Source organism: Arenimonas donghaensis DSM 18148 = HO3-R19 (genome assembly GCF_000743535.1).
GTDB lineage: Bacteria > Pseudomonadota > Gammaproteobacteria > Xanthomonadales > Xanthomonadaceae > Arenimonas > Arenimonas donghaensis.
This window is the reverse complement of sequence record NZ_AVCJ01000017.1, coordinates 1-24,358: the sequence shown is the minus strand read 5'-3', so window position 1 is coordinate 24,358 and position 24,358 is coordinate 1. Positions and strand designations below refer to the sequence as shown.

Sequence of the window (24,358 nt, the reverse complement as noted above, 5' to 3'; positions counted from 1 at the left end):
CTCGGCGGCTTCCGCCGCGCTGGCTTCGGCGGCGGCCACGGCCGCCTCGTCCACCGGCGGAGCGTCGTCGTCGCCGCCCAGGGCCCACAGCAGCACCAGCAGCAGCAACAGCGCCGCGCCGGCGCCGATGCCCAGCAGCCTGGGATCGAGCTTCGCCTTGGGCGGCGGCGTGCGCGGCCGGAACTGCAGCTCGCCGGGCGCTATCGGGCCCTTGCCGGCGCCGCCGCCGCCCGCGCCCGGACCCGCGGGAGGCACGGCGCGGCCCTGGGTCGTGGGCGCTTCCGGCGACGGCGTTGCCTGCACCAGGGTCGGTGCCGCCGGTTCCGCGGCCCCCGGGCGCGGCGTCTGCGGGCCGGGCCTGGGCGTGCGCATGCCCGCCGGCGGCGTAGCGGCCGGCGCGCTGGCCATGAACTCGGTGGGCGCCGCCGGTATGCGCGACAGCTTGCGGGCGGAGATCGCCGCCGCCACCGACGAGGGCAGCTTGCCGGCCGCCAGCACCTGTCCCGGCACTTCCTCCACGCCCAGGGCGGCCGCCAGCTCCTCGACGAACTTGCCGGCGCTGGGCCAGCGCTGGTCGGACTGCTTGGCCAGCGCGCGGGCCAGCACTTCGCGCGATCGTTCCGGGAACGGTTCCAGCGGATCCAGCGCCAGCGGCGCGTTCACGTGCTTGTACATCACCGCGTAGGGCGTGTCGGCGTCGAAGGGCAGCACGCCGGTCATCCACTGGTAGACCATGATGCCCAGCGCGTAGATGTCGGTGGCCGGGCCGACCTGCGAATCCTGCGCCTGTTCCGGCGACATGTACTGCGGCGTGCCCAGCACGGCGCCGGTGCTGGTGATGGTGGTGCGGCCCTGGAGCATGCGCGAGATGCCGAAGTCGGCCAGGTACAGCTCGCCGTGCTCGCCCAGCAGCACGTTCTGTGGCTTGAGGTCGCGGTGCACCACGCCCAGGCTGTGGGCATGGTCGAGCGCGTCGGCGACCATCGTGAAATAGGCCAGGCCGGCTTCGCGGCCGATGGCGTCGCGCTCCAGGCGCTCGCCCAGGTGGCCGCCGCGGACCAGGCGCAGGGCCATCCAGGGCACGCCGTCGTCGATGCCGTAGTTGTACAGCGGCACGATGTGGGGGTGTTCGAGCTTGGCGATCAGCCGGGCTTCGCGCTCGAAGCGTTCGGCGAAGCCGGGCTCTTCCAGCAAATCGATGGGCAGCACCTTGAGCGCGACTTCGCGGTCGAGCGCGGTTTCATAGGCGTTGTAGACCGTGGACATGCCGCCGCGACCGAGCTTGGCGACGATAGTGAACGGTCCGACGGTGTCCCCGACCTGGATCACGCTGCGCATGCAACCAACCCCCCGATTCGTCCTGCGCGGGACCAGTCTACGCCCTACGCCAGCGGCAGGGCGGCCCCTGCAAGGCCAACGGGAAAATCAGCGATGAACGGCCCCGGCGGGCCGCGAACGGCGTCAGGCGGCGGGGGACGGCGTGCTGGCGTCGGCGACCACCATGTTCCGGCCCGAGTCCTTGGCGGTGTACATGGCGCGGTCGGCGCGGTCGACCAGGGCGTCCAGGGCTTCTTCCGGACCGAGGTGTTCGGCGGCACCGACGCTGACGGTCAGTTCCACCACTTCTTCGCCGACGGCCTGGCAGTGTTGCTGCACCGCGGTGCGGATGCGTTCGCCGACGGCGAGGGCGTGGATGCGCCGGGCGCCGGGCAGCGCCACGCCGAATTCTTCGCCGCCCAGCCGGCCCAGGATGTCGCCACCGCGCAATTCGGCGGCAACGGTGTTGGCGACCGCCTTGAGGCAATCGTCGCCGACCTGGTGGCCCAGGCTGTCGTTGATCAGCTTGAACAGGTCGATGTCAAAGAACAGCACCGACAGCGGCCGCTGGTCCTGCCAGGTGTCCTCGGCCAGTCGCTCGAGCCGGGCGCGCCAGGCGCCGCGGTTGAGCACGCCGGTGAGCGGGTCGCGCTCGGAGTCGGCCTTCACCCGCGTGGCTTCGGCGCGGGCGTGGTCGCGTTCGACCAGGAGATGGGTCATGCGTCCGGAAAAGCGGCGCACCAGCCACAGCCCCCAGGCCGCCACCGCGACACCGGCCAGGGCCAGCCAGACCGGATGGGAGCCCGCCAGGAAAGCCGCCGCCAGCAGCATGGCCGCCACGCCGGCCTGCAGGCCCCAGCCTTCGCGGGGCCGCAGCCGGTCGCGCATGACCGTCCAGCAGGCCGCTATCGCGAGCGCCACGCCCAAAGCGAGGCCGATCATCACCCAGGCCAAAGCGACCGCGGCGGCCGCCGGCTCGCCCGTCTGCGCGGGCAAGGCGAGGGCCGGTCCAGGGACGAGGACCAGCAGGGCCAGGGGCCAGGAACGGCGGGGGGCGGCGCTCATGGCCCTACTCTCGGCCAGCCGCAAGGCCAGTTCAAGCAAGGATTGGCGCGGGTTTTCCAAGCTGGGAGGGCGCTCACGCTTTTCCGGGGCCATGACCAATGGCCTACCTTCACACGGGGCGCTTCGCCTAGCATCGGGCGATTGTGTCCCTGCCCCTGGAGTCCGCATGTCGCCTCGTCCGCTCGCCCTCGCCCTCGGCCTCGCCCTCACCGTGGCGGCCACCGCCCAGGCGGACGACAAGGACAAGAAAGACAAATGGGACGTGCAATCGGCGCATGCCAAGGGCAAGACCGTGCGGTTCAGCACCGACGAGGGCACCTGGCTCGACCTGGACGTGAGCCCGGACGGCCGCCGCATCGTCTTCTCGATGCTGGGCGACCTGTATGAACTGCCGGCCGACGGCGGCCAGGCCCGGCGCATCACCAGCGGCCCGGCCTGGGACATCCAGCCGCGCTTTTCGCCCGACGGCAAGGAAATCGCCTTCACCTCCGACCGCGGCGGCGGCAACAACCTCTGGCGCATGAAGGCCGACGGCAGCGGCGCCACCCAGGTGTCGAAGGAAGACTTCCGCCTGCTCAACAATCCCTATTGGACGCCCGACGGCCAGTACCTCGTCGGCCGCAAGCACTTCACCTCGGGCCGTTCGCTGGGCGCGGGCGAGCTTTGGATGTTCCACCGCGACGGCGGCAGCGGGCTGCAGCTGACCGAGCGCAAGAACGACCAGCAGGACCTGGGCGAACCGGCGGTGTCGGCCGACGGCCGCTACGTCTACTACTCCGAAGACGTCAGCCCGGGCGGCATGTTCCAGTACAACCGCAACGTGCACGGCACCATCTACGCGATCAAGCGGCTGGACCGCGAGACCGGCGAAACCGAAACCATCGTCGCCGGCGCCGGCGGCGCCGTGCGTCCGCAGCCCTCGCCCGACGGCAAGCAGCTGGCCTTCGTCAAGCGCGTGCGCGACAAGTCGGTGCTGCACGTGATCGACCTGGCCTCGGGCTTCGTGCGGCCGGTCTGGGACGGCCTGTCGCACGACCAGCAGGAGGCCTGGGCGATCTTCGGCCCCTACCCCGGCTTCGACTGGACGCCCGATTCCAAGGCCGTGGTGCTGTGGGCGCAGGGCAAGCTGTGGCGGGTGGACATCGCCAGCGGCACGCCGGCCAATATCCCCTTCACCGCGCAGGTCGAAAAAAGCGTGCTGCCGGCGCTGCGCTTCGAGCAGAAGATCGAGGGCGACGCGTTCGCGCCGCAGATGATCCGTGACGTCGCCACCAGCCCCGATGGCAAGACCCTGGTCTTCCACGCCGTCGGCCAGCTCTGGACCAAGGCGCTGCCGGGCGGCTCGCCGCGCCGGCTGATGAACGACGACACGCGCTTCGAGTACCAGCCCAGCTTCAGCCGCGACGGCCGCAAGCTGCTGTTCACCACCTGGTCGGATGCCTCCCTGGGTGCGATCCATGAACTCGACCTCGCCAGCGGCACGACCCGCAAGCTCACGACCGAGCCGGGCTTCTACTACGGCCCGCGCTACTCGCCGGACGGGTCGCGCGTGGTGTATTCGCGCCAGGGCGGCGGCGGCCTCACCGGCAGCCTGTGGAGCGGCAGCCGCGGCGTGTTCGTGATGCCGGCCGCCGGCGGCGAGCCGGTGGAGATCGCCGGCAATGGTTCCCAGCCCCAGTTCTCCGCCGACGGCGGGCGGGTGTACTTCCTCACCGGCGGTGGCCTGGAGAAGAAGCTGATGAGCGCCGGCCTGCACGGTGAACAGCCGCGCGAAGTGTTCAGCCTCAAGTACGTCGACCACGTCGCGATCAGCCCCGACGGCAGGTCGGTCGCCTTCACCGAACTGTTCAACGGCTACGTGGCGCCGCTACCGGCGACCGGGGGTTCGATCGAACTCAACAAGGACACCAAGGCCCTGCCGGTGACGGCGCTGGGCACCGACATGGGCAGCTACCTGCACTGGGCCGCGGATTCGAAGTCCGTGCACTGGATGGTCGGCGACCGCTACCACAGCCGCGCGCTGGGCGCGGCCAAGGCCGACGCCGGCACGCCCGTGGGCCTGCGCATCGACAGCGACAGCCCCGAAGACACGTTCGCCCTGGTCGGCGGCCGCGTGGTGACCATGCGTGATGCCGATACCACCCAGGAAGTGATCGAGGACGGCGTGGTGCTCGTGCGCGGCAAGCGCATCGTCGCCGTCGGCAAGCGCGGCGACGTGGCCATCCCGGCCGGCGCCCGCGAAATCGACGTCGCCGGCAAGACCGTGTTCCCGGGCATCGTGGACGTGCACGCGCACGCCGCCCACTTCGGCCAGGGCGTCGTCCCGCAGAACAACTGGGCCTACGCGGCCAACCTGGCCTTCGGCATCACCACCATGCACGACCCGTCGGCGACCACCGAGTTCGTGTTCTCGCAGTCCGAACTGGTGAAGGCCGGCAAGATGGTCGGCCCGCGGGTGTTCTCGACCGGCACCATCCTTTACGGCGCCGACGGCGACTTCAAGGCGGAGGTCAATTCGCTCGACGACGCCCGTTCGCACCTGCGCCGCATGCAGGCCAATGGCGCTTTCTCGGTGAAGAGCTACAACCAGCCGCGCCGCGACCAGCGCCAGCAGATCAACCAGGCCGCCCGCGAGCTGGGCATGCTGGTGGTCGAAGAAGGTGGCAGCACCTTCCAGCACAACATGACCATGGTGGTGGACGGCGTCACCGGCATCGAGCACAACATCCCGGTCGCGCCCCTGTACCGCGACGTGGTGGAACTGTGGCGCCAGACCGACGTCGGCAACACGCCGACCCTGGTGGTGAACTACGGCGGGCTCAATGGCGAGTACTACTGGTACGCCAAGGACAACCTCTGGGAGAACGAGCGCCTGAACCGCTTCTTCCCGAAGAACTCGCTCGACGAAAACACCATCCGCCGCCAGGCCGGCCCGGAGTGGGACTACTACCACGTCGAAGTCGCCAAGGCCGCCAAGGTCCTGCGCGACGCCGGCGTGCCGATCCTCGTCGGCGGCCACGGCCAGATGCAGGGCCAGGCGCCGCACTGGGAGATCTGGTCGCTCAACCAGGGTGGTTTCACCCCCTTCGAAGCGCTGCGTGCAGCCACCATCGACGGCGCCAGCTACCTGGGCCTGTCGAAGGAAATCGGATCCCTCGAGGCCGGCAAGCGTGCCGACCTCGTGGTCGTGGACGGCAACCCGCTCGAGGACATCCGCCGCAGCGACGACACCGCGATGGTGATGGTCAACGGCCGGCTGTTCAAGGCCAGCGACCTGTCCGAGATCGGCGGCAAGCAGCGTCCGGCCCCGGAGTTCTTCTGGCAGCGTGGCGGCGCCGGCGTGCCCACCGGCGTCCACTACGGCCCGACGGTGCCCTGCCATTGCCCGAAATCGGATCCGCACCGGCACTGAACCGGACACGCCGATCCCACCGACCGTTTTCGTCCCCGGTCCGCAACTGACTTGACGGTTGCCGGGCCGGGGGGCGTAATCTGGCCAAGGATTTGACCGGGAGCGGTCCGTCGTTGAGCCGTATCGAAAACGACAGGGAAGACGGCGCGGACTCGGCCAATGACCTGGCCGTGCTGCGAGAGCAATTGGTCGACCGTCTCTGGCTGGGCATGGTGCTGGTGATCGCGCTGGCGATCCCGATTTCCCTTTCCCGCGCCGCGCTGACGGGCTGGTTGCCGCTCTACACCTGGCACGTAGTGCTCTCCGTCGCCACCACCTGCGTGCTGCTGGTCCGCCGCCGCCTTTCCCTGCGCATCAAGTCCGGGCTGTTCCTGGGCCTGCTGTGGTGCGTCGGCCTGCCGGGCCTGCTGTCGCTGGGTCTCGCCGCCGCCGGCGTGCACTGGCTGGCATTGAGTGCGCTGGTCGCCAGCACCCTGTATTCGCGACGGGTAAGCATGACGCTGGGTATCGCCGCGGTGCTGGCCGTGGCCTTGTCGGGAACCGCCTTCGTCCTGGGCTGGATGCACGTGGACGTCGACCTCAACGCCTATGTCCGCGACCCGGCGGCCTGGGGCACGCTGGTGCTGGTGACGGGGGCCTTCATCGCCGTCACCGTGTTCGCCTATGGCACCTACAACCGGTCGACGGCGCATCTGTTGCGCGAGTTCAGGGACGAGAACGAGCGCATCGAGTTTTATGCGTTGCACGACGAACTGACCGGCCTGCCCAAGGCCAGGCTCGCCCGCGACCGCCTGGCGATGGCGATGGAGACGGCCAAGCGCGACAAGGTACGCGTGGCCGTGCTCGGCATCGACCTCGATGGGTTCAAACAGGTCAACGACCAGTACGGCCACGCCGCCGGCAATGTCGTGCTACGGGAACTGGCCAACCGCCTGAAGTCGGAGCTGCGGGGACGCGATACGGTGGCGCGCATGGGAGGCGACGAGTTCCTGGCCATCCTGGTCTCCGTTGATTCGGACGAATCGATCAGTCCGGTGCTCGCACGCCTCGTGCGCACCCTGTGCCTGCCCGTCGCGTGGCAAGGCGAGCAGCTGCAAGTGGGCGCCAGCATCGGCGTCGCATTCCATCCCGACCAGGGCTCGGACGCCGACACGCTGATCCATCGCGCCGACGAAGCCATGTACGCCGCAAAGCGCGAGGGTGGACGCCGATACAATTACTGGACTCCGGACTAGCTACCCGCCCATGCACATCTTCGGCCTCGGCCTGCACATCCTCATCGCGATCTACTTCGGCGTGCACGCCATCCGCACCCACCAGGGCCTGTACTGGCTGTTCATCCTTTTCATGTTCCCGCTGCTGGGAAGCATCGTGTACGCGGCGGCGATCTGGCTGCCGGATATCCGCAACAGCCACACGGCGCGCCGGGCCGGCAGCACCATGCGCCGGATGCTGGACCCGGGGCGTGAACTGCGCGAAGCCCGCGCCGCCTACGACGACACCGCCACCGTCGCCAATCGCATGCGCCTTGGCCAGGCGCTGCTGGCCGACGGTCGCGCCCAGGAAGCACTTCCGCTGCTGCGGGACGCGGCCACCGGCCTGTATTCGGATGACCCGGACCTGCAGGCGCAGCTGGCCCGGGCCGAACTGGAAGCCGGCGACGCGGCGGCGGCCCGGGACCGACTCGACGCGCTGATCGCGGCGCATCCGCGCTACCGGTCGCCGACAGCGCACCTGACCTACGCCCGGGCAGTGGCGGCCTGCGACGACCGCGAGCGCGCACACGAAGAATTCGACGTATTGGTGGACAGCTACCCGGGTCTGGAAGCACGCGCCCGCTACGCGAGCCTGCTGGCCGGCTGGGGCGAAACCGAGCGAGCAAAAAACCTGGCGACGCAGTCCCTGGCCAAGGCCAAGCAGTTGCCGCGCCACTCCCGCGACCTGGACCGCGACTGGATTAAGCAGTTGAAGGAACTGGCGGGATGAGTCGCGCCAGCGGGCCGGAACGCCGACGGATATTCGACACCGGGGGAACCTGGCGGTTGAGCATGGTGCAACGTGCACTGATCCTGGGATTCGCGGCGACTTATCTTCTCGTGCTCCAGCCATGGCATTCCGGTTCGGCCATGTCGCCCTTTGGTGTCTATGCGGCGGCTGCCAGCGCAGTGGTCCTTGCCTTGCTACCGCCGCGATGGCGCCTGGGCCCCGTCCTGGCCGTGATGCTCATCCTTATGGTGTCGGTGAACGTGACGGCAAACATCATCGGCGCGATGGGCCCGGCTGATGACAGGCGCGACTTCGGCGATGTCTCGGATCCGGGCCAGATCGCAGTGCCTGAGCGTTTTCGAGGTCACTGGGCGGGGCACGCCGGCGCCTGTGGCTCTGGTACCGATGATCTGGCAATGCACCTCGGCGCGGACCGGATTTCGCTTTGGGAAAGCGAAGGAGAGATTCGGGCCCTCGCCAGCCCCGGTGCCAACCAGATCAACATTGTCGCCGAGCTCACGGGCGAAGGAGAATCCTGGATGGCAACGTTTCGGTTCTCGCTTTCCGAGGACGGATCGACACTCATTACCGAAGGCCTCGACGCTGACCAGCGCGTGGCCAGGTATCGATGCGCGGAGGATCCAACATGACGATCAAGATAGTCAGCAGCCTGCTGGCCCTCATCTTCGCGCTGTCAGGCGGGGCCAAGCTGCTTGCCCTGCCCTTCGAAACCGAGGCTTTCTCGCGCTGGGGGTATCCGGTGGAGTTCATGTACCTCACCGGCGTGCTGGAACTGGCAGGCGCCGTGGGCTTGCTGCTGCCGCGGCTGTCCGCCCTGGCGGCGCTGTGCCTGGCGGCATTGATGCTCGGCGCCGTCGGCACCCACGTGCTGCACGCGGAATGGGTGATGGCCGGGGTGGCGCTCGCCATCCAGTTGACTGCGCTCTGGTGCGGCTGGCGAGGTCGCAGCGAGTTCTTGCGCCTGTTCGGCCGCGGTTCCGCCGTGCGCTGACCGGGTACCAACGGAGCGCTCCAGCCATGCCAGCACACCCATTACCAATACAGTTGAGTCGGTGGTTCTTCGCGGCGCTCCTGATCGGCGTGCTGCCTGTTGCACAGGCCGTGGAGCAGCGCCTCGAGTTCGAGATCGAGGGCCAGAAGCGCCGCGTGTTGCTTTTCGTGCCCGACGAACCCAGCGCCGAGCCGCGCACCCTCGTAGTGGTGTTCCACGGCCGGGGCGATGATGACCGGGCGTTCGCGCGCGCGGTGCGGCTGCACCAGGACTGGCCCAAAGCCATCGTCGCCTACCCGCGCGGCGAACTGCGCGAGAACTCGACGCAGCGCGGCTGGCAGTACCGCCCCGGCGACCAGGGCGACCGCGACCTGGCCCTGACCGACCGGCTGTTGGAGGAACTGTCCCGGCGCCACGGCACGCAGCCGGAGAAGACGCACGTCGCCGGCTTCTCGAACGGCGGCCATTTCACGCTGCTGTTGATGGCCGAGCGACCCCACGCCTTCGCGACCTTTACGGTCATTGGCTCGGTGGCCCCCGGGTTCAGCAGCGAATCGCCCCCGAAGCCGGTGCTCTACCTGTTCGGCCGCGGCGAAGACCGCCGGTACAGGGAAGACTGGGCCGGCACGGTCGAAGCCCTGGCACGGCACAACCGCACCCAGGGCCCGCTGACGAAATTCATGGGTTGCTGCCACCTGCAGTCGCCATCGGCCAAGGGCGCCCCCTTTGTCTTTGGCACCTATGGCGCCGGCCACATCTGGCCATCGCAGGGCAATCAATGGCTGAAGGAATTCAGCCAGCACCCTTGGCCATCGCCATAGGGATATCCTGCCATTAAGCTGGCCCAATAAACCCCCAACGCCGGACGACCAGACATGAGTCGCGAAGACATCATCGCCGTAGCCTTGCGCCTGTTTGCCCTTTTCCTGGTGGTGACCGCGATACGTCATGCCGCCGGCCTGCTCTCGCTCGGACGATTCGAAGAACTGACCGCGGTCATGCTTTTGGGGACAGCGACGATCATGGCGCTCACCCTCGCCTTCGCCGCGGTGCTCTGGTATTTCCCGCTCACCATCGCGCGCAAGCTGCTGCCCTCGCTGCGCGACGCCGGCACCCCCTTGTCGCCCGCGGGCCTCCAGGTACAGGAAATCGCCATCATCGTGCTCGGCCTGTGGGTCCTGGCCTCGGCCTTGCCGGACACGGCCTACTGGTTGTCCCTGCTGATGCTCACGTCCGGCGTCGGCTACGAAGGTTTTGCCTGGCTGCCGGAAAACAAGGCGAGCATCGCGGCGACCGCCGTCGAGATCGTGATCGGTTTGGTACTTGTGCTTGGCGCGAGGGGCCTTTCCAATTTCCTGTATCGCCTTCGCTATGGCAGCAACCTTGCCACGCCGCCGGAGCCCGGCAATAGGCCCTGAAAAATTCATGCTTCATGCCGATGTGGCCAGCTCACCGCCAGTGTCCGCTTCGCGGCCCGGGCCGGGCAGACTTAGGACCGACCCCGGGCGCGCGCGAATAGCGCGGCGGCGGTGAGCCAGGCAACGCACATCAGGCCGGTGAACACCCAGGCATTGCCCAGGCCGGTCAGGGACAGGCCCAGGCCGATCACGAACTGGGCGGCGGCCGCCAGCTGCATGGCCGCGGCCAGGCCGCGCGGGCGCAGGCGCGCCACCGCGGCGCCCGCGATGGCCATGACCGGCACCACGAAGAACCAGAGATTGGCCGGGTTGTCTTCGCTACCGAGGATGCCGACCGCCAGGTTGGTCCAGATCGTCAGGAAACCAGCCCCGACGGCGATGCCGGTCGCCAGCATGTAGCGGTTGTCGCGCGCGCGCCGGGCCGCCAGCTCGTAGGCCAGGCAGACCGCGAGCAGCATGATCCCGGCGAAGACGAAGTCTTGCGCGGTCCAGCGGACCTCATCGGTGTACTGCATCGCCACGCCGGGCAGCACCAGCAGCACCAGGGCACCGCCCCAGACCAGGCTGCGAACCACCTTGCCCCGCAGCCCCTCATTTTCCCGCAGCGTCTTCATCCCCTTGCTCCTCGCCGATCCCGGTCCGCCCGGTCGTCAAACAGCCTGCCCGGGGGAAATGGAAATTTGCGGGCAGCCCGGTGGCAATCCTGGGGCTATTTCACCCGCTTGCCGTGTTTGACCACCAGGTCGATGCCCTGCAGTAGCGCCACCTGCTTGAGCGCGTCGCCGCGCACGGCGACGATGTCGGCGTATTTGCCTTCGGTCACCGTGCCGTAGTCCTTGTCCACGCCCATGGCCACGGCCGGCCAGTAGGTGGCGGCACGGATGGCGTCGATGGCGGGTACGTCGAACTGGTTCACCCAGACGTCGAGTTCGTTCCAGGTGCTCTGGCTGTGGAACTTCATCGGAATGCCCGAATCGGTGCCGACCAGGAGCACGACGCCGGACTGGCGCAGCTGGTCGAACTTGCGACGCAGGGTCGGCTGGCGCTGCGGCGTCTGCTGGAAATAGGAGATGCGTTCGGGATGTTCGAGCGAGCCCTTGATGTCGTCGACGATCTCCGGCGGCAGGCCGCGGTGCCAGGAGTCGGAATCGATGAACTCGTGGTTCTTCACCGTGTACGGGAAGTTGTAGAGCCCCTCGATGGTCGGCGTCCAGAACAGCGGCCCGGCCGCCATGTTGGCCGTGCGTTCGGCCAGCGCATCCATCACGTCCTTGGGAAACTCCGGCGCGGCGGCGAACCCGGTGTGCTCGAAACCATCGACGCCGTGGCGCAGGCCGCGGCGCACTTCCTCGGGGCGGTGGGCGTGGGCGATGACCGGCAGGTCGTGTTTGTGGGCCTCGTCGACGATGGCGGCGATCTCGGCCTCGCTCATCTGGTCCTGGTCGATCAGCTTCACCACGTCCACGCCGGCATCGGCCAGGCGGCGGATCTTGGCGCGGGCGTCGGCCGGCGAATCCACGCCCCAGCGGAAGGCCTCGGTGCCCGGATAGGGTTTTTTCTGTATGAAGGGCCCGGACATGTACATGGTCGGGCCCGGGATCCTGCCGGCGTTGATGGCGTCGCGCACGGCGATGGAATCCTCCAGCGGCCCGCCCAGGTCGCGGGCGCTGGTGATGCCGGCCATCAGGAGCTGCTCGGCCGAGGCCGGCATGATGACGTCGCGCAGCTTGGGCAGGTAGGTCTTGTCCCAATAGGCGTAGTCGGCGTGGCCGTTGATCATCAGGTGCACGTGCATGTCCCACAGGCCGGGCATGACGGTCATGCCTTCGGTGGACACCACCTCGGCGTCGGCCGGCACCGGCAGGGTGGCCACCGTGCCGACGGCGACGATGCGCTCGCCATCGACGATGATGACGCTGTCCTTGATCGGATCGCGCAGCGTGCCGTCCACCAGGGTGCCGCCGACCAGGGCGAGCTTGGCGGCCAGCACCGCGGGGGACAGGGCCAACAGCAGTGCGGCGGCCAGGCAGGTGTGCGTGCGCGTCATCGGGTCGACCTCCGTTGGGGTGACCCGATGGTAGCGCGAAGCGCGCGGGCCTACTTCGTGTTGATCTGCAGGCGCAGCGCCGAGGCATAGCCATCGTCGCGGCGACTGTGGCCCGCCTCGTAATCGGTGCCCATCAGCGCGATGTGCGTGCCGCCGCCATCGACGACGGCCAGGCCCTTGGCGCCGTCCTCCCCCGGTGTCCAGACCGATCTCACCAGCGTGTTCTTCTCGCTGGCCTGCTCCCCGGCCACGAGGCCGGCGGCTTCGAACTGGGCCACGAGTCGATCCATCGCTTCCTGAGACCCCAGCCCGGGCACGTCCAGGTGGACCTGCCGGATCGTGACGCCGACCTGCGTGCTCATGTCCACGGTGGCGTTGTAGGCGAAATCGGGGACGACGCCGCCGGGCAGCGGATTGGCCAGCGCGCGGCTGCCGGGCTCACCGGACGGCTTGCTGGCCTCGTCGGCAGCGGCGGCGATGATCGCGCGGGCCTTGCTGCTGTTGCCGGAAGCCTGCTCGTCCGGGACGTCGCCGCCACAGCCAGTGAGCAGCAATGTGGCGGCGATGAAAGAACCAAGGGCAATGCGCATGGGCGATCCTTTTTCCTGGGGTGTCTTCCCTACAACGCATTCGGAAGCCCTGTTCCGCCACCAGCAAGCCTTCCCCCCGGCCCACGGGGTAATCTCGACGCATCAACCCGATCGCCCGAAGGAGAAACCGCGATGGCCGTCCGCTATTACATCCGCCTGCCCGACCCGCCCCTGGCCAGGGGCACCGAACCGGCCCTGTCGTTCCGGTCCGGCGGCGCCGAGGGTTTCGCCGACGAACTGCAGGAAGCGCTGCGCAGCAACGCGCTTTTCCACCGCTGGAAGGCGATGCAGGAGGATCCGGACGACGTCGACGATGACCTGGGCGTGGTCGATCCGGACGCCACGGTCACCGGCAAGCAGGTGGACCTGAAGGTCGAACTGGTCGCGACCACGTCGATTCCCAGCGGCGTCTTCAAGCAGCGGCTGCGCTGGCTGGCCGGCAGCCACTGGGAGCTGGCCGACGTGAAAGACGCCTAACCGGTGTTCTGCACGCCGGCGGCGATGCCGTTGACGGTCGTGACCAGGGCGTGGAAGAGCGGCCCTTGTTCCGGCCGGTCCTCGGCCCGCCAGCGGGCCAGCAGGTCCACCTGCAGCAGGCTGATCGGGTCGACGTAGGGATTGCGCAGCCGGATCGACTGGCGCAGGCGGAAATCGCCGTCGAGCAGGCGCGGGCTGCCCTTGAGCGCCAGGATGGTGTCGCGGGCGCGGGCGAACTCTTCGGCGATCAGCGGGTAGAAACGTTCGTGTGCCGGCCCGGCCAGTTCTGAATAGCGCTCGAAGATGCCCAGGTCGGACTTGGCCAGCACCATCTCGACGTCGTCGACCAGGGTGGCGAAAAACGGCCAGTCGCGGGCCATCTCGGCCACGTCGTCCTGGCCATAGCGCCGGACCCCTTCGGCCAGGCCGGTGCCGACGCCCAGCCAGGCGGTCAGGCCACAGCGGTTCTGCGACCAGGCGAAGACCCAGGGAATGGCACGCAGCGAAGACACGCCGCCGGCGTTGCCGCGCTTGCTGGGGCGCGAGCCGATGCGCAGGCGTTCGATGACGTCGATCGGCGTGGCGTCGCGGAAATAGGGCACGAAGCCTTCGCTTTCGTAGACCAGGCCGCGATAGTGCGCGCGCGCCGTGGCGGCGATGTGCGCGGCCATTTCACGCCAGCGGGCCTCGCGTGGCTCGGGCTGGCGCGGGCGCAGGGTGGCGCGCAGCACCGCGCCGCTGGCCTGTTCGAGGTTGCGCAGGGCGATGGCGCGGATGCCGTACTTGCGATGGATCACCTCGCCCTGTTCGGTCAGGCGCAGGTAACCGTCCACCGAACCGCGCGGCGCGGCGATGACGGCGCGGCCGGTCTTGCCGCCGCCGCGCGAGAGCGAACCGCCGCGACCGTGGAAAAACGCGATGCGCACGCCGGCTTCGGCGGCCAGCGCGGTCAGCGCCACCTGGGTCTGCTGCAGCGCCCAGCGCGAGGCCACCAGGCCGCCGTCCTTGGCGCTGTCGGAATAACCGAGCATCACCACCTGGCGGTCGCCGCGGCTGCGCAGGTGCTGGCGGTAGACGGTGTCGGCGAACAGCGAACGCAGGGTGTCGGCGGCGTTGTCGAGGTCGTCGACGGTTTCGAACAGCGGCGCGACATCCAGCGGCACCGCGCCATTGCCGTCGATGCAGCCGCCCAGCTTGGCCAGCGCCAGCACCGCCAGGGCGTCGGCGGCGCTGCGGCTCATGGAGATGATGTACGGACCGATCGCGCGCGAGCCGTAGCGCGGCAGGGCGTCGGCGACGGTGCGGAAGACGTCGAGAACGCCGCGCGCGTCTTCGGCGGCCGGCTTGGCGGCGCGCGCCTCGCCGGTCAACAGGGCCCGCAGGCGCTGGGCGCGGTCGCTCCAGTCGCGTTCCGGGAACGGTTCGTCGTCGAGAAGCGCCGCCAGGGCGGCGTCGTGCTGCGTGCTTTCCTGGCGCAGGTCCAGCGTCGCCAGGTGGAAACCGAACGCCTGCACGCGGCGCAGCAGCCGGCGCACGGCGAAACCGCCGGCGTGTTCGCCCTGGTGGGCCTGCAGGCTGGCTTCGACCAGGCGCAGGTCGGCCAGGAAGTCGTCCGGGCCGGCGTAACCGTCGGCGGCATCGCCGTCGGTGGCGGCGATGCGGGCGGCCAGCAGGGTCAGGAAGCGCCGGTAGGGCATGTCGCTGTGGCGGGCCTTGATCGCGTCGGCGGCCTCGGGGAAACGATGGGCGTAGTCGTCGGCGCGCTGCACGAGCCGGTCATCGACACCCACCCGGCCTTCGGTCTGGCTGAGCAGGTCGGCCAGCTTTTCCAGTTCGCGCCGGTAGCGGCCCAGCACGATGGCGCGCTGGCTGGTCAGGGTGGCGGCGATGGTGTGGGCGCCGACGTTGGGATTGCCGTCCATGTCGCCGCCGACCCAGGAACCGAAGCCCAGCAGCGGCGGCAGTTCGTCGGGCGACTTGCCGTAGACCGCCTGCAGCGCCTCGAGGAAGGTTTCGTGGAAGACGGGAAGTACGCGGTAGAGCACGTCGGACAGGTAATAGGCGACGTGTTCGAACTCGTCGGCGACGGTGGGCTTTTCCGGCGGCGTTTCGTCGGTCTGCCAGCTGGCGGTCAGCGCCAGGCGCATGCGCTCGATGTCGGCGCGACGCTCCTGCGGCGTGAGGTTGCGGTCGATGTCCTCGACCAGGCAGCGCACGACTTCGCTTTCCTTTTCCAGCAGGGCGCGCCGGATCGCCTCGGTGGGGTGCGCGGTGAACACCGGCTCGACCCGCAGTCGCGGCAACAGCGCCAGCACGGCCTCGGCCGGCACGCCCTCGTCGCGCAGCTTGCGCAGCGAATCCTCCAGGCCACCGGGCTGGGGCGATTCACCCAGGCGCTGGTAGTCGCGCCGGCGGCGGATGCGATGCACGCGCTCGGCCAGGTTGACGGCCTGGAAATAACTGGCGAACGCGCGCACCAGCAGTTCGGCGCGGTCCAGTGGCAGGCCGCGCAACCCCTTGGCGACGTCTTCGATCGGTGCACCAGCTTCGCGACGGCGAATGGAGGCGATGCGCAGGGCTTCGACATCGTCCAGGAAATCGGGCGAGACCTGTTCGGCCAGGATTTCGCCAACCAGCGCGCCCAGGCGCTTTACGTCCTCTCGCAGCAACGCGTCGGTCGCCGGCAGGTCGATGTCGCGCAGCGGTTCAAAGTCAGGGGTACTCATTCACGCAAATCCTCAAGGGCTGCTTTGGCGGTGTCCATCCCAGGGTCCAGCTCCAGTGCGCGGCGATAGGCCCGCCTGGCGTCGTCTCGCCGGCCGGCCCGGCCCAGGCCTTCGCCCAGGCTGTCCCAGGCATTGGCCGACTCCGGAAACAGGCGTGTGACCAGTTCAAATACGGCCACCGCCTCGGCATAACGCTCCTGTGAAACGAGCCGGTAGCCCTGGAAGTTCAAGTAGCGTTCCGAACCCACTATTCCGCCCGATGCCGCCAACGCCCGGTAGGCGGGTAAAGCTGTCTCCATCCGGCCGGCATAGACCTGTTCACGAAGTGCGAGATGGTCATCCGCCAGACGGAGGTAGTGATGGCTGCTGCCGTCGTCAAGCACCAGGGAGAGCCCGGGGCCCAGCTCATGCTTCGCGTCGGCGCGCAGCCGACCCTCGCGGTCGCTTCTCACGAAGTTGCCATCGCCAACGGCGACCAGCGGAACCGGCACCTCACCGCCGTATGAAAACGTCAGGCCATCGCCACGGCGCTCGACCACGATGATCTGTTCTTCGTTGTACTGGTAGCGGCCAGGAAGCGCGACGAGGTCAGCCTCGGCCGGCGCCTGGCGCTGGTAGCGGCGATAGCCCGGCCAGCCATAGGCGTGCCCGACCGCGCGGCGAATTTCCTCGAGGAATTCGGGCTGGTTGGCATTGATCATGAGCGCCAAGCCATGGCCCTTCCGGTCGGCGACCATCAAGGTGTTGAAGCCATCGTTCCAGCCGTTGTGGCCGAACCACGGCTCACCACCGACCACGCTGAGCCCGAAGCCCAATGCGTACCCATCACGCACCTCGGTGAGCATGCGTTCGGCCGAAGCCTTCGACAGCAGTTCACTGTCGCCGGCCACGGCGCGTTGGACTTCGATGGCAAAGCGGGCCAACTCCGGCGCGGTGGTCCAAAGCCCGGCAGCCGCGGACTCCGGGTGCACCTTGTAACGTCCGGGGACGTCCGCGCCATCGGGCATTACGCCCGCCGCCGTGTGCTTGCGCTGGCTGGCACTGGGCGGAAAGGTAAGGCTGCTGGCGTGCATGCCGATCGGCGCCAGCAGTTCGCGACGGGCGAGGCGATCGAACGGCAGCCCGCTCACGTCTTCCATCGCCATTTGCGCCACGGTGTAGCCGCCGCCGGAATAGCGCCAGGCGCTGCCCGGCCCGAAATCGACGCGCACCGCGGCGCTGTTGGCTGGTTCACGGCCTTCCAGGATATCCACCAGGCCGGGCAGCGGCAGGCCGTTCTCATAGCCTTGGAAGCCATGCACCGTTGTGCCGCCGGTATGGCTTAGCAGCTGGGCCAGGGTGACCGGATGTTCGGCAGTGAAATCATTGCCGGGAAGCTGCCAGCGCTTGAGCTGTGTGTTGATCGGGGAATCGAGCGAAATTTCGCCGCGCTCGGCCATGCGCATGGCCACGAATGCCGCCACTGGCTTGCTGACAGAGGCCGCCTGGAAGAGCGTGTCGGGCGTGACCGCGGCATCGCGTTCGCGATCGGCCAGGCCATAGGTCCGGGTGGCCACGATCCGGCCGTCGTCAATGATGGCCAGCGAAAGACCGGGCACGCCGTAATGTTGCATGCGCTCGCGCAAGGTCCATCCGGGCTCGCCCTCGAAGCTGACCGGCCCGGACAGCTCCCGTTCGACCTGCGCCATGCGGTCAGTTGCCGACGGCGCTGCCAATGCCGAAGCACCCAGCAACATCGACGCGATCGTCGCCAGCACGGCATTCACCAGCGTCCGCCTGCCGGAATAATGCTTGGCCATGGGAAGGTCTCATCCTGGGGGAGGGTGACGATGCTACACGGTGCAGCAGTTTCCCTCAGGCGCCGCAGCACTTCTTGTACTTGCGACCGCTGCCGCAGGGGCAAGGGTCGTTGCGCTCGGGGGTGGCGGCGCGGCGCACGGGTTCGCGCGGGGTCAGGGACTCGATGCGATGGCAGTGCAGGTCGTGCAGCATGTCGGGCAGGCCGGCGTGGATTTCCAGGCGCTCGCGGTAGTCCAGCGGCGTCGGCGCCCCGCCCTCTTCTTCCGGCGGATAGCTGCCCACGGCGAGGGCTTCGATGTAGGCCTCGACTTCGCCGATCCAGTCGTCCTTGGCGATCCAGGCGTCCCAGGCGTCCGAGCGCAGGTCCATGCCTTCCAGGAAACCACCGGCCCAGGCCGCGCCGATGTCCACCTCGGGGCCGTGGTCGGCCTCCGGGTCGTCGGGCAGCCACCACAGCAAGGCGCCTTCGACGGTGAGCTCGTCGCCGGGCACGCGCACGCGGCGGGCCGCGGTTTCCCAGGCCAGCATCAGCAGGGCGGTGGCTCCGGTTTCTTCCTCGGCGTTTTCCCAGCGCGGCGGCGCCTTGCCCCAGACCCGCGGCAGCCAGTCGGCCGGCGTCACTTCGCCGGGGCTGACCACCAGCGCGGTCAGGTACCCGTCGAGCGGTTCCAGGCCCAGGCCACCGTAGGGCACGGCGCGCTGTTCGAGCAGGCGATCGAGCTGGTCGATGCGCGGGTCGTCGGCGCGGAACCAGTCGGCTTTGGGCGCGGCCATCAGTACGCGAACTCGCGGAACACCGGATCGACGCTGCCGCCCCAGGCGCCGTGGTACAGCGCCAGCTTGCGCTCGGCCGGGGTTTCATTGGCCAGCGCGAATTCCACCAGCGGCTCCAGGAACACCGCCTCGGTGGCGCCGGTCTTGTTGAGCCGGTTGCGGCGGGCCAGGCCCTGCTCCGAAATCTTCAGGGCCTGCAAGGCCAGCTCGCGCACGGTGGCACCGCGGAAAGGCAGCTTGAGCGCGTGCCGGGGCACCCCGTCGCGCAGCGCATGGCGCTCGTCGCGGCTGAAGTCCTTCACCAGGTCCCAGGCCGCGTCCAGCGCCGCGTCGTCGTAGAGCAGGCCGGTCCAGAACGCCGGCAGCGCGCACAGGCGGTTCCAGGGCCCGCCGTCGGCGCCGCGCATTTCCAGGTATTTCTTCAGCCGCACTTCCGGGAAGGACGTGGTCATGTGGTCGGCCCAGTCGCGCATCGTCGGCAGCTGGCCCGGCAGCTCCTCGAGCTCGCCGCGCAGGAACTTGCGGAAGCTGCGGCCGGCCAGGTCGAGGTACTCGCCGTTGCGGTAGCTGAAGTACATGGGCACGTCGAGCAGGTAGTCGACGTAACGCTCGAAGCCGAAGCCGTCCTCGAACACGAAGTCGAGCATGCCGGTGCGGTCGGGGTCGGTGTCGGTCCAGATGTGCGAGCGGTAGCTGAGGTAGCCGTTGGGCTTGCCGTCGGTGAACGGCGAGTCGGCGAACAGCGCCGTCGCGATCGGCTGCAGCGCCAGCGAGACGCGGAACTTCTTCACCATGTCCGCTTCGCTGGCGAAATCCAGGTTCACCTGCACGGTGCAGGTGCGGGTCATCATGTCCAGACCTAGCTGGCCGCGCTTGGGCATGTAGTCGCGCATGATCTTGTAGCGCCCCTTGGGCATCCACGGCATGTCGTCGCGGCGCCACTTGGGCTGGAAGCCCATGCCCAGGAAACCCAGGCCCAGTTCGTCGCCGACCGCCTTCACTTCCCGCAGGTGGACATGGGTCTCCTGGCAGGTCTCGTGGATGTTCTCGAGCATGGCGCCGGAAAGTTCCAGCTGGCCGGCCGGCTCGAGCGTCACCGAGGCCCCGTCCTTGGCCAGGGCGATCAGCTTGCCGTGCTCTTCGAAGGGCTCCCAGCCGAAGCGGGTGAGGCCGCGCAGCAGGGCCTCGATGCCGCGTTCACCGTCCCAGGTGGGCGGGCGCAGGTCGTCGAGCCGGAAGCCGAACTTCTCGTGCTCGGTGCCGATGCGCCAGTCTTCGGGCGGCTTGCTGCCCGTGGCGAGGTAATCGACCAGCACGCGGTGGTCGGTCAGCGGGTCGTCCTTGGCATTGCTCGGTCCGGACACGGGAAGCCTTGGCTACAATCACAGGATGCGAATCGTAACCCGCGCCGTGGCCCTGGGCGTCCTGCTGACGGGCCTGCACTGTTCCGGCGCGGCCCTGGCGCAGACCCTGGACCGGGGCAACGGGCCCGAACCGTCCACGCTCGACCCCCACCGCTGCCCGGAAGTCGCCTGCGCCAACATCCTGCGGGACCTGTTCGAGGGCCTGGTCGCCGAGGACGGCGCCGGCGAGCTGGTGCCCGGCCTGGCCGAGCGCTGGTCGGTGTCCGACGACGGCCGCACCTGGACCTTCCACCTGCGTCCCGATGCGCGCTGGTCGAACGGGGAGGCGCTGGACGCGCCGCAGGTGCTGGCCAGCCTGCGTCGCGCCTTCAGCCCGGCCACCGCGGCGCCTTTCGCCGGCCATCTGGACGCCATCGACAACGCCGCCGCCGTGCAGCGCGGGCTGGCGCCGCCGGAGCGCCTGGGCGTGGCCGCCCCGGACGCCGCCACCCTGGTTTTCAGCCTGGGCCGAAGCGCCGACCTGCCGCGCCTGCTGACCCTGCCCGTGGCCTACCCGGTGTACCTGCCCGGCCTGGCCGAGCATGGCGCCCGCCACACCCGGCCCGGCAACCTGGTGTCCAACGGCGCCTACCGGCTGGCCGACTGGCTGCCGCAGGCGCAGGTGACGCTCGCGCGCAATCCGCATTACCGCGAACAGGCGCCGATCCCGCGCGTGCGCTTCCACGTGACCGAAGACGCCGCCAGCGAACTGCGCCGCTTCGAGGCCGGCGGCCTGCACATCACCGAAACCGTGCCGCCGCAGCCGCTGGCGCACCTGCGCGCGCGCTTTGGCGACCAGCTGCGCATCAGTCCCTACCTGGGCAGCTTCTGGCTGGGCTTCAACCTGGAGCGGCCGCCCTTCAAGGACGAACCGGCGCTGCGCGAGGCGCTGTCGCTGGCGGTGGACCGCGACATCCTGACCCGCCACGTCACCGGCCTGGGCGAACAGCCCGCCTTCGGCGTCGTGCCGCCAGGCGTGGCCGGGCATGAACCGCCGCTGCCACCGGCGGCGACCCTGACGCAGGCCGGGCGCGAGGCGCGGGCGCGCGAACTCTATGCCCGCGCCGGGTATTCGAAGGACAGGCCACTGCAGGTGGAACTGCGCTACAACACCTCCACCCCGCACCGGCGCCTGGCGCTGGCGGTGGCGGCGATGTGGCGCGAAGTGCTGGGCGCCCGCGTCACACTGCGCAACGAGGAGTGGAAGGTGTTCGTGGGCACGCGCCGGCAGAAGGTGATCACCCAGGTCTTCCGCGGCGGCTGGATCGCCGACATCGACGATGCCCGCAATTTCCTGGGCATCTTCCGCAGCGACGACGCCTCGAACTGGACCGGATATGCCGACCCGGGTTTCGATGCCCTGCTCGATGCCGCCGACGCCGCGCCGACGCTGGCGCGCCGGCAGGCCCTGCTGCGCGACGCCGAGGCCCGGCTGCTCGAGGCCCACGCAGTGCTGCCGCTCTACCACTACACGTCCAAACACCTGGTGCGCCCGGAAGTGAAAGGCTTCCAGGCCAATCCGCTCGACCGCCACCCCAGCCGCTTCCTGTCCCTGGAGCCGGCGCCTTGAAGGCCTGGGCCAGCCGCGGCGCCGAAGCGCTGCTGACGCTGTGGCTGCTGGCGACGCTTTGCTTCGTGCTGCTGCGGGCGGCGCCCGGCGGTCCCTTCGACGCCGAAAAGGCGGCGCCGCCGGAAGTAGAAGCCGCGCTTGCCGCGCAATACCGGCTCGACCAGTCCTTGCCGATGCAGTACCTGCATTGGCTGGCCGACGTCGCCCGCGGCGACCTGGGGCCGTCCTTCCAGTACCCCGATTACACGGTCAACGAACTGCTGGCGGCCAGCCTGCCGATCACCGTGGTCAACGGCGGCCTGGCGCTGCTGCTGGCCCTGGGCCTGGGCCTGCCGCTGGGCGTGTGGGCGGCGCTGCGCGCGGGGCGCTGGACCGACCGGCTTCTGATGTTCGGCGCCGGCCTGGGCCTGTCGGTGCCGAAGTTCGTGGTGGCGCCGCTGCTGGTGCTGCTGTTCGCCGTCACCCTGCAGTGGCTGCCCGCCGGCGGCTGGGACGGCAGCTGGCGCAGCATGGTGCTGCCGGTGATCGCCCTGGCCCTGCCCAACCTCGCCTACTGCGCCCGACTCACCCGCGCGTCGCTGCTGGAGGTGCTGGACGCCGACTATCTGCGCGCGGCGCGCGGCCGTGGCCTGTCCGGCGCCCGGCTGCTGTTCATGCACGCGCTGCGCCCGGGGCTGCTGCCGGTGGTGGCGTGGCTGAGCCCGGCCCTGATCAACGTCGTCAGCGGCTCGGCGGTGGTCGAGCAGGTGTTCGGCATCCCGGGCATCGGCCGCTACTTCGTCCAGGGTGCGCTCAACCGCGACTACACGCTGGTGCTGGGCGTCGTGCTGGTCGTCGGCGCGGCCATCGTCCTCATCAACGCCCTGGTGGACTGGCTGCGCAGTCGCATGGACCCACGCTTGCGCGACTCCGTGTAGAAGCGCCTCCCACAGGAAGGCGTTTCAGACCTCGAGCCAGCCGGTGACGACGGCGCGGGCTTCGTCGAGGCCGAGCTTGGCGTCGGCGGAGAAGACCTGGACGCTGGCGCGGTCGCCCAGCTCCTTGCGGACCTTGAGCAGGATGTTGCCCTGCTCGCCGCGGCCGAGCTTGTCGGCCTTGGTGAGCAGGCAATGCGCCGGCAGCTCGCGCTCGACGGCGTAGTCGAGCATCTGCAGGTCGTATTCGCGCAGCGGATGGCGGATGTCCATCACCACCACCAGGCCCTTGAGCGAGGCGCGTTCGTGGAAGTAGCGGTTGATCGTGCCCTTCCACGCCTCGCGCATCGCTTCGGGCACCTTGGCGTAGCCATAACCCGGCAGGTCCACCAGGTAGCGTCCCGGGTCGACCTCGAAATAATTGAGCGCCTGGGTCCGGCCGGGGGTCTTGGACACCCGGGCCAGGCCTTTCTGGTTGGTCAGCGCGTTCAGGGCGCTGGACTTGCCGGCGTTGGAGCGGCCTGCAAACACGACCTCGCGGCCGTCGTCCGGCGGCAGCTGGCGCAGTGAATGCACGGAATTGATGTATTTGGCGCGGGCCAGGGCGTTGGACATCGGGGCTCGCCGGGGCGGGAAAGGCGCACAGCATGGCCCCTGCCGGCGCTCCTGACCAGCCTTGGCGCCCGGACGGGGCCGGCTCAATTGACCGTCGCGGGCACCGGCTGGGATAATCCGCGCCTTCCTGTGCGCCCGTCGCGCAGACCCTCATTCCCCTGAAATCAGCGTTCCGGAGCAGCCCATGAAGTTCACGCGCATCCTTGGTGTCGCCGCCGCCCTGGCCTTCACGGCCGTGGCCGTGGCCCAGGAGCCCGAAACGGAGCCCGCAGCCACCGTGTCGGCGGCCCCCGAGGCCGTTCCGGCACCCATCGAGGTCCTCGAGGTCGGCGACGGCGATGCGGTGAAGGGCGATGCCCAGGCCGGCGCCGGCAAGGCCGCCGCCTGCGCCGCCTGCCACGGCCTGGACGGCAACTCCAGCGACCCGCAGTACCCGAAGCTGGCCGGCCAGCACGAGCGCTACATCGCCCGCCAGCTCTCGCTGTACAAGAACGGCGGTCGCGACAACGCCATCATGCTCGGCTTCGCTTCCACGCTCAGCGGCCAGGACATGCGCGACATCGGCGCCTACTTCGCCAGCCAGAAGGTCGTGCCGGGCGTCGCCGACGACACCCTGATCGCCGAGGGCCCGTATGCCGACCGCAAGTTCTACCAGGTCGGCGAGCAGATCTTCCGCTACGGCAAGGCCGACGGCTCCGTGCCGTCCTGCGCCGCCTGCCATGGCCCCACCGGTTCGGGCAACCCGGGCGCGGCGTGGCCGTCCCTGGCCGGCCAGCACGCGGGCTACACCGCCACCGCGCTCACCGCCTTCCGCGACGGCAAGGTCTGGGGCAACGGCGAAAACGCCAACGCCATCATGGCCGGCGTTGCCGCCAGCCTGAGCGACGACGAGATCCAGGCCCTGGCCAGCTACATCGAAGGCCTGCACAACGCCGCCGACACCCCGTCGGACGAAGCGATGGCCGCCGCCGGGCAGCCGCAGGGCTGACCCACCTGCCGCGGTGGCCCGCCGGGCCACCGCGGATTGAACCTTGGCTGCCGGCCGCGGTCTGGTTGGCGACCCCTTCGAGGAGCCCCACCCGATGAAGCGCCTGTTGCCCCTGATCCTTGCCCTGGCCCTGGCGGCCTGCGGCGAGGCGAACACCGAGTCCACCGCCGCCGCCCCGGCGCCAGCCGCCGAAGCGCCCGCGCAGCCGGCCGCACCCGCCGCCGAGGCCCCGGCCGACGAAGCG

General features: G+C 69.4%; 21 protein-coding genes. 11 read left to right on the top strand and 10 right to left on the bottom strand.

Annotated elements, in window-relative coordinates; all coding sequences use genetic code 11:
* Nucleotides 1-1,338, bottom strand: a 1,338-nt coding sequence (locus N788_RS08760; RefSeq protein WP_152560439.1) for a serine/threonine-protein kinase, incomplete at its 3' end; no start/stop codon positions are given.
* A 123-nt stretch (nucleotides 1,339-1,461) separates the two neighbouring features.
* The gene (locus N788_RS13960; RefSeq protein ID WP_051924514.1) at nucleotides 1,462-2,382 is read right to left on the bottom strand and encodes a GGDEF domain-containing protein; all 921 of its coding nucleotides are present in this window, start codon (nucleotides 2,380-2,382) and stop codon (nucleotides 1,462-1,464) included.
* A 166-nt stretch (nucleotides 2,383-2,548) separates the two neighbouring features.
* Between N788_RS13960 and N788_RS08750 the strand changes: the two genes are divergently transcribed.
* The 7 genes from N788_RS08750 to N788_RS08720 all read left to right on the top strand — a co-directional run bounded on the left by N788_RS08750 (nucleotide 2,549) and on the right by N788_RS08720 (nucleotide 10,210).
* Complete coding sequence (locus N788_RS08750; RefSeq protein ID WP_034223874.1) at nucleotides 2,549-5,794, top strand: amidohydrolase family protein; 3,246 nt, start codon at nucleotides 2,549-2,551, stop codon at nucleotides 5,792-5,794.
* A 113-nt stretch (nucleotides 5,795-5,907) separates the two neighbouring features.
* Nucleotides 5,908-7,029 carry a GGDEF domain-containing protein gene (locus tag N788_RS13955; RefSeq protein ID WP_051924513.1) on the top strand — a complete coding sequence of 374 codons (1,122 nt, stop codon included), beginning with the start codon at nucleotides 5,908-5,910 and terminating at the stop codon, nucleotides 7,027-7,029.
* A 10-nt stretch (nucleotides 7,030-7,039) separates the two neighbouring features.
* Complete coding sequence (locus N788_RS08740) at nucleotides 7,040-7,780, top strand: tetratricopeptide repeat protein (RefSeq protein WP_034223872.1); 741 nt, start codon at nucleotides 7,040-7,042, stop codon at nucleotides 7,778-7,780.
* Nucleotides 7,777-8,430 (top strand): hypothetical protein, encoded by a 654-nt coding sequence (locus N788_RS08735; protein WP_152560438.1) that lies wholly within the window; start codon nucleotides 7,777-7,779, stop codon nucleotides 8,428-8,430. The genes N788_RS08740 and N788_RS08735 overlap by 4 nt, the downstream gene beginning before the upstream one ends.
* Complete coding sequence (locus N788_RS08730; RefSeq protein ID WP_034223867.1) at nucleotides 8,427-8,792, top strand: DoxX family protein; 366 nt, start codon at nucleotides 8,427-8,429, stop codon at nucleotides 8,790-8,792. Before N788_RS08735 ends, N788_RS08730 begins: the two co-directional genes overlap by 4 nt.
* Nucleotides 8,793-8,845: 53 nt before the next feature.
* Nucleotides 8,846-9,613 (top strand): CE1 family esterase, encoded by a 768-nt coding sequence (locus N788_RS08725; protein WP_034223863.1) that lies wholly within the window; start codon nucleotides 8,846-8,848, stop codon nucleotides 9,611-9,613.
* A 54-nt stretch (nucleotides 9,614-9,667) separates the two neighbouring features.
* Complete coding sequence (locus N788_RS08720; RefSeq protein ID WP_034223861.1) at nucleotides 9,668-10,210, top strand: hypothetical protein; 543 nt, start codon at nucleotides 9,668-9,670, stop codon at nucleotides 10,208-10,210.
* Nucleotides 10,211-10,281: 71 nt separating this feature from the next.
* Here N788_RS08720 and N788_RS08715 read toward each other — a convergent pair whose 3' ends face one another.
* The 3 genes from N788_RS08715 to N788_RS08705 all read right to left on the bottom strand — a co-directional run bounded on the left by N788_RS08715 (nucleotide 10,282) and on the right by N788_RS08705 (nucleotide 12,847).
* Nucleotides 10,282-10,824: a hypothetical protein gene (locus tag N788_RS08715; protein ID WP_034223858.1), complete on the bottom strand. Its 543-nt coding sequence runs from the start codon at nucleotides 10,822-10,824 to the stop codon at nucleotides 10,282-10,284.
* A 95-nt stretch (nucleotides 10,825-10,919) separates the two neighbouring features.
* A complete protein-coding gene (locus N788_RS08710; protein WP_034223856.1) occupies nucleotides 10,920-12,257 on the bottom strand; it encodes an amidohydrolase family protein in 1,338 nt (445 codons plus the stop codon).
* Nucleotides 12,258-12,307: 50 nt separating this feature from the next.
* Nucleotides 12,308-12,847 carry a hypothetical protein gene (locus tag N788_RS08705; RefSeq protein ID WP_034223853.1) on the bottom strand — a complete coding sequence of 180 codons (540 nt, stop codon included), beginning with the start codon at nucleotides 12,845-12,847 and terminating at the stop codon, nucleotides 12,308-12,310.
* Between the two features lie 132 nt (nucleotides 12,848-12,979).
* Between N788_RS08705 and N788_RS08700 the strand changes: the two genes are divergently transcribed.
* Nucleotides 12,980-13,324, top strand: a complete 345-nt coding sequence (locus N788_RS08700; protein WP_034223851.1) for a hypothetical protein — start codon at nucleotides 12,980-12,982, stop codon at nucleotides 13,322-13,324.
* Here the strand turns inward: N788_RS08700 and ppc are convergent.
* Genes ppc through N788_RS08680 form a run of 4 tightly spaced genes read right to left on the bottom strand, consistent with a single transcriptional unit; the run spans nucleotide 13,321 to nucleotide 19,988 of the window.
* Nucleotides 13,321-16,050, bottom strand: a complete 2,730-nt coding sequence (gene ppc / locus N788_RS08695) for a phosphoenolpyruvate carboxylase (RefSeq protein WP_034223849.1) — start codon at nucleotides 16,048-16,050, stop codon at nucleotides 13,321-13,323. The genes N788_RS08700 and ppc overlap by 4 nt on opposite strands.
* On the bottom strand, nucleotides 16,047-17,849 hold the full coding sequence (locus tag N788_RS13950; RefSeq protein WP_051924512.1) for a serine hydrolase domain-containing protein: 1,803 nt from the start codon (nucleotides 17,847-17,849) through the stop codon (nucleotides 16,047-16,049). Before N788_RS13950 ends, ppc begins: the two co-directional genes overlap by 4 nt.
* A gap of 55 nt (nucleotides 17,850-17,904) precedes the next feature.
* Nucleotides 17,905-18,624 carry a UPF0149 family protein gene (locus N788_RS08685; RefSeq protein WP_034223846.1) on the bottom strand — a complete coding sequence of 240 codons (720 nt, stop codon included), beginning with the start codon at nucleotides 18,622-18,624 and terminating at the stop codon, nucleotides 17,905-17,907.
* The gene (locus N788_RS08680) at nucleotides 18,624-19,988 is read right to left on the bottom strand and encodes a glutamate--cysteine ligase (RefSeq protein WP_034223844.1); all 1,365 of its coding nucleotides are present in this window, start codon (nucleotides 19,986-19,988) and stop codon (nucleotides 18,624-18,626) included. Before N788_RS08680 ends, N788_RS08685 begins: the two co-directional genes overlap by 1 nt.
* 25 nt (nucleotides 19,989-20,013) lie before the next feature.
* Here N788_RS08680 and N788_RS08675 point away from each other — a divergent pair, with 25 nt between their 5' ends.
* Nucleotides 20,014-21,597, top strand: coding sequence for a peptide ABC transporter substrate-binding protein (locus tag N788_RS08675; protein ID WP_051924511.1), 1,584 nt, complete (start codon nucleotides 20,014-20,016; stop codon nucleotides 21,595-21,597).
* Nucleotides 21,594-22,514, top strand: coding sequence for an ABC transporter permease subunit (locus tag N788_RS08670; RefSeq protein WP_034223842.1), 921 nt, complete (start codon nucleotides 21,594-21,596; stop codon nucleotides 22,512-22,514). The genes N788_RS08675 and N788_RS08670 overlap by 4 nt, the downstream gene beginning before the upstream one ends.
* Before the next feature lie 24 nt (nucleotides 22,515-22,538).
* On the opposite strand, the gene yihA is transcribed toward N788_RS08670, so the two are convergent.
* A complete protein-coding gene (gene yihA, locus N788_RS08665) occupies nucleotides 22,539-23,126 on the bottom strand; it encodes a ribosome biogenesis GTP-binding protein YihA/YsxC (protein WP_034223841.1) in 588 nt (195 codons plus the stop codon).
* A gap of 184 nt (nucleotides 23,127-23,310) precedes the next feature.
* Between yihA and N788_RS08660 the strand changes: the two genes are divergently transcribed.
* Entirely contained in the window at nucleotides 23,311-24,114 is an 804-nt protein-coding gene (locus N788_RS08660; RefSeq protein WP_034223840.1) for a c-type cytochrome, read from the top strand.
* Nucleotides 24,115-24,358: the final 244 nt, after the last annotated feature.

Excerpts from the sequence above, each read along its gene's own strand:
- N788_RS13960 (WP_051924514.1), bottom strand. The coding sequence starts at position 2,382 with ATGAGCGCCGCCCCCCGCCGTTCCTGGCCCCTGGCCCTGCTGGTCCTC.
- N788_RS08750 (WP_034223874.1), top strand. The coding sequence starts at position 2,549 with ATGTCGCCTCGTCCGCTCGCCCTCGCCCTCGGCCTCGCCCTCACCGTG.
- N788_RS08740 (WP_034223872.1), top strand. The coding sequence starts at position 7,040 with ATGCACATCTTCGGCCTCGGCCTGCACATCCTCATCGCGATCTACTTC.
- N788_RS08735 (WP_152560438.1), top strand. The coding sequence starts at position 7,777 with ATGAGTCGCGCCAGCGGGCCGGAACGCCGACGGATATTCGACACCGGG.
- N788_RS08730 (WP_034223867.1), top strand. The coding sequence starts at position 8,427 with ATGACGATCAAGATAGTCAGCAGCCTGCTGGCCCTCATCTTCGCGCTG.
- N788_RS08720 (WP_034223861.1), top strand. The coding sequence starts at position 9,668 with ATGAGTCGCGAAGACATCATCGCCGTAGCCTTGCGCCTGTTTGCCCTT.
- N788_RS08715 (WP_034223858.1), bottom strand. The coding sequence starts at position 10,824 with ATGAAGACGCTGCGGGAAAATGAGGGGCTGCGGGGCAAGGTGGTTCGC.
- N788_RS08710 (WP_034223856.1), bottom strand. The coding sequence starts at position 12,257 with ATGACGCGCACGCACACCTGCCTGGCCGCCGCACTGCTGTTGGCCCTG.
- N788_RS08705 (WP_034223853.1), bottom strand. The coding sequence starts at position 12,847 with ATGCGCATTGCCCTTGGTTCTTTCATCGCCGCCACATTGCTGCTCACT.
- N788_RS08700 (WP_034223851.1), top strand. The coding sequence starts at position 12,980 with ATGGCCGTCCGCTATTACATCCGCCTGCCCGACCCGCCCCTGGCCAGG.
- ppc (WP_034223849.1), bottom strand. The coding sequence starts at position 16,050 with ATGAGTACCCCTGACTTTGAACCGCTGCGCGACATCGACCTGCCGGCG.
- N788_RS13950 (WP_051924512.1), bottom strand. The coding sequence starts at position 17,849 with ATGGCCAAGCATTATTCCGGCAGGCGGACGCTGGTGAATGCCGTGCTG.
- N788_RS08685 (WP_034223846.1), bottom strand. The coding sequence starts at position 18,624 with ATGGCCGCGCCCAAAGCCGACTGGTTCCGCGCCGACGACCCGCGCATC.
- N788_RS08675 (WP_051924511.1), top strand. The coding sequence starts at position 20,014 with ATGCGAATCGTAACCCGCGCCGTGGCCCTGGGCGTCCTGCTGACGGGC.
- yihA (WP_034223841.1), bottom strand. The coding sequence starts at position 23,126 with ATGTCCAACGCCCTGGCCCGCGCCAAATACATCAATTCCGTGCATTCA.
- N788_RS08660 (WP_034223840.1), top strand. The coding sequence starts at position 23,311 with ATGAAGTTCACGCGCATCCTTGGTGTCGCCGCCGCCCTGGCCTTCACG.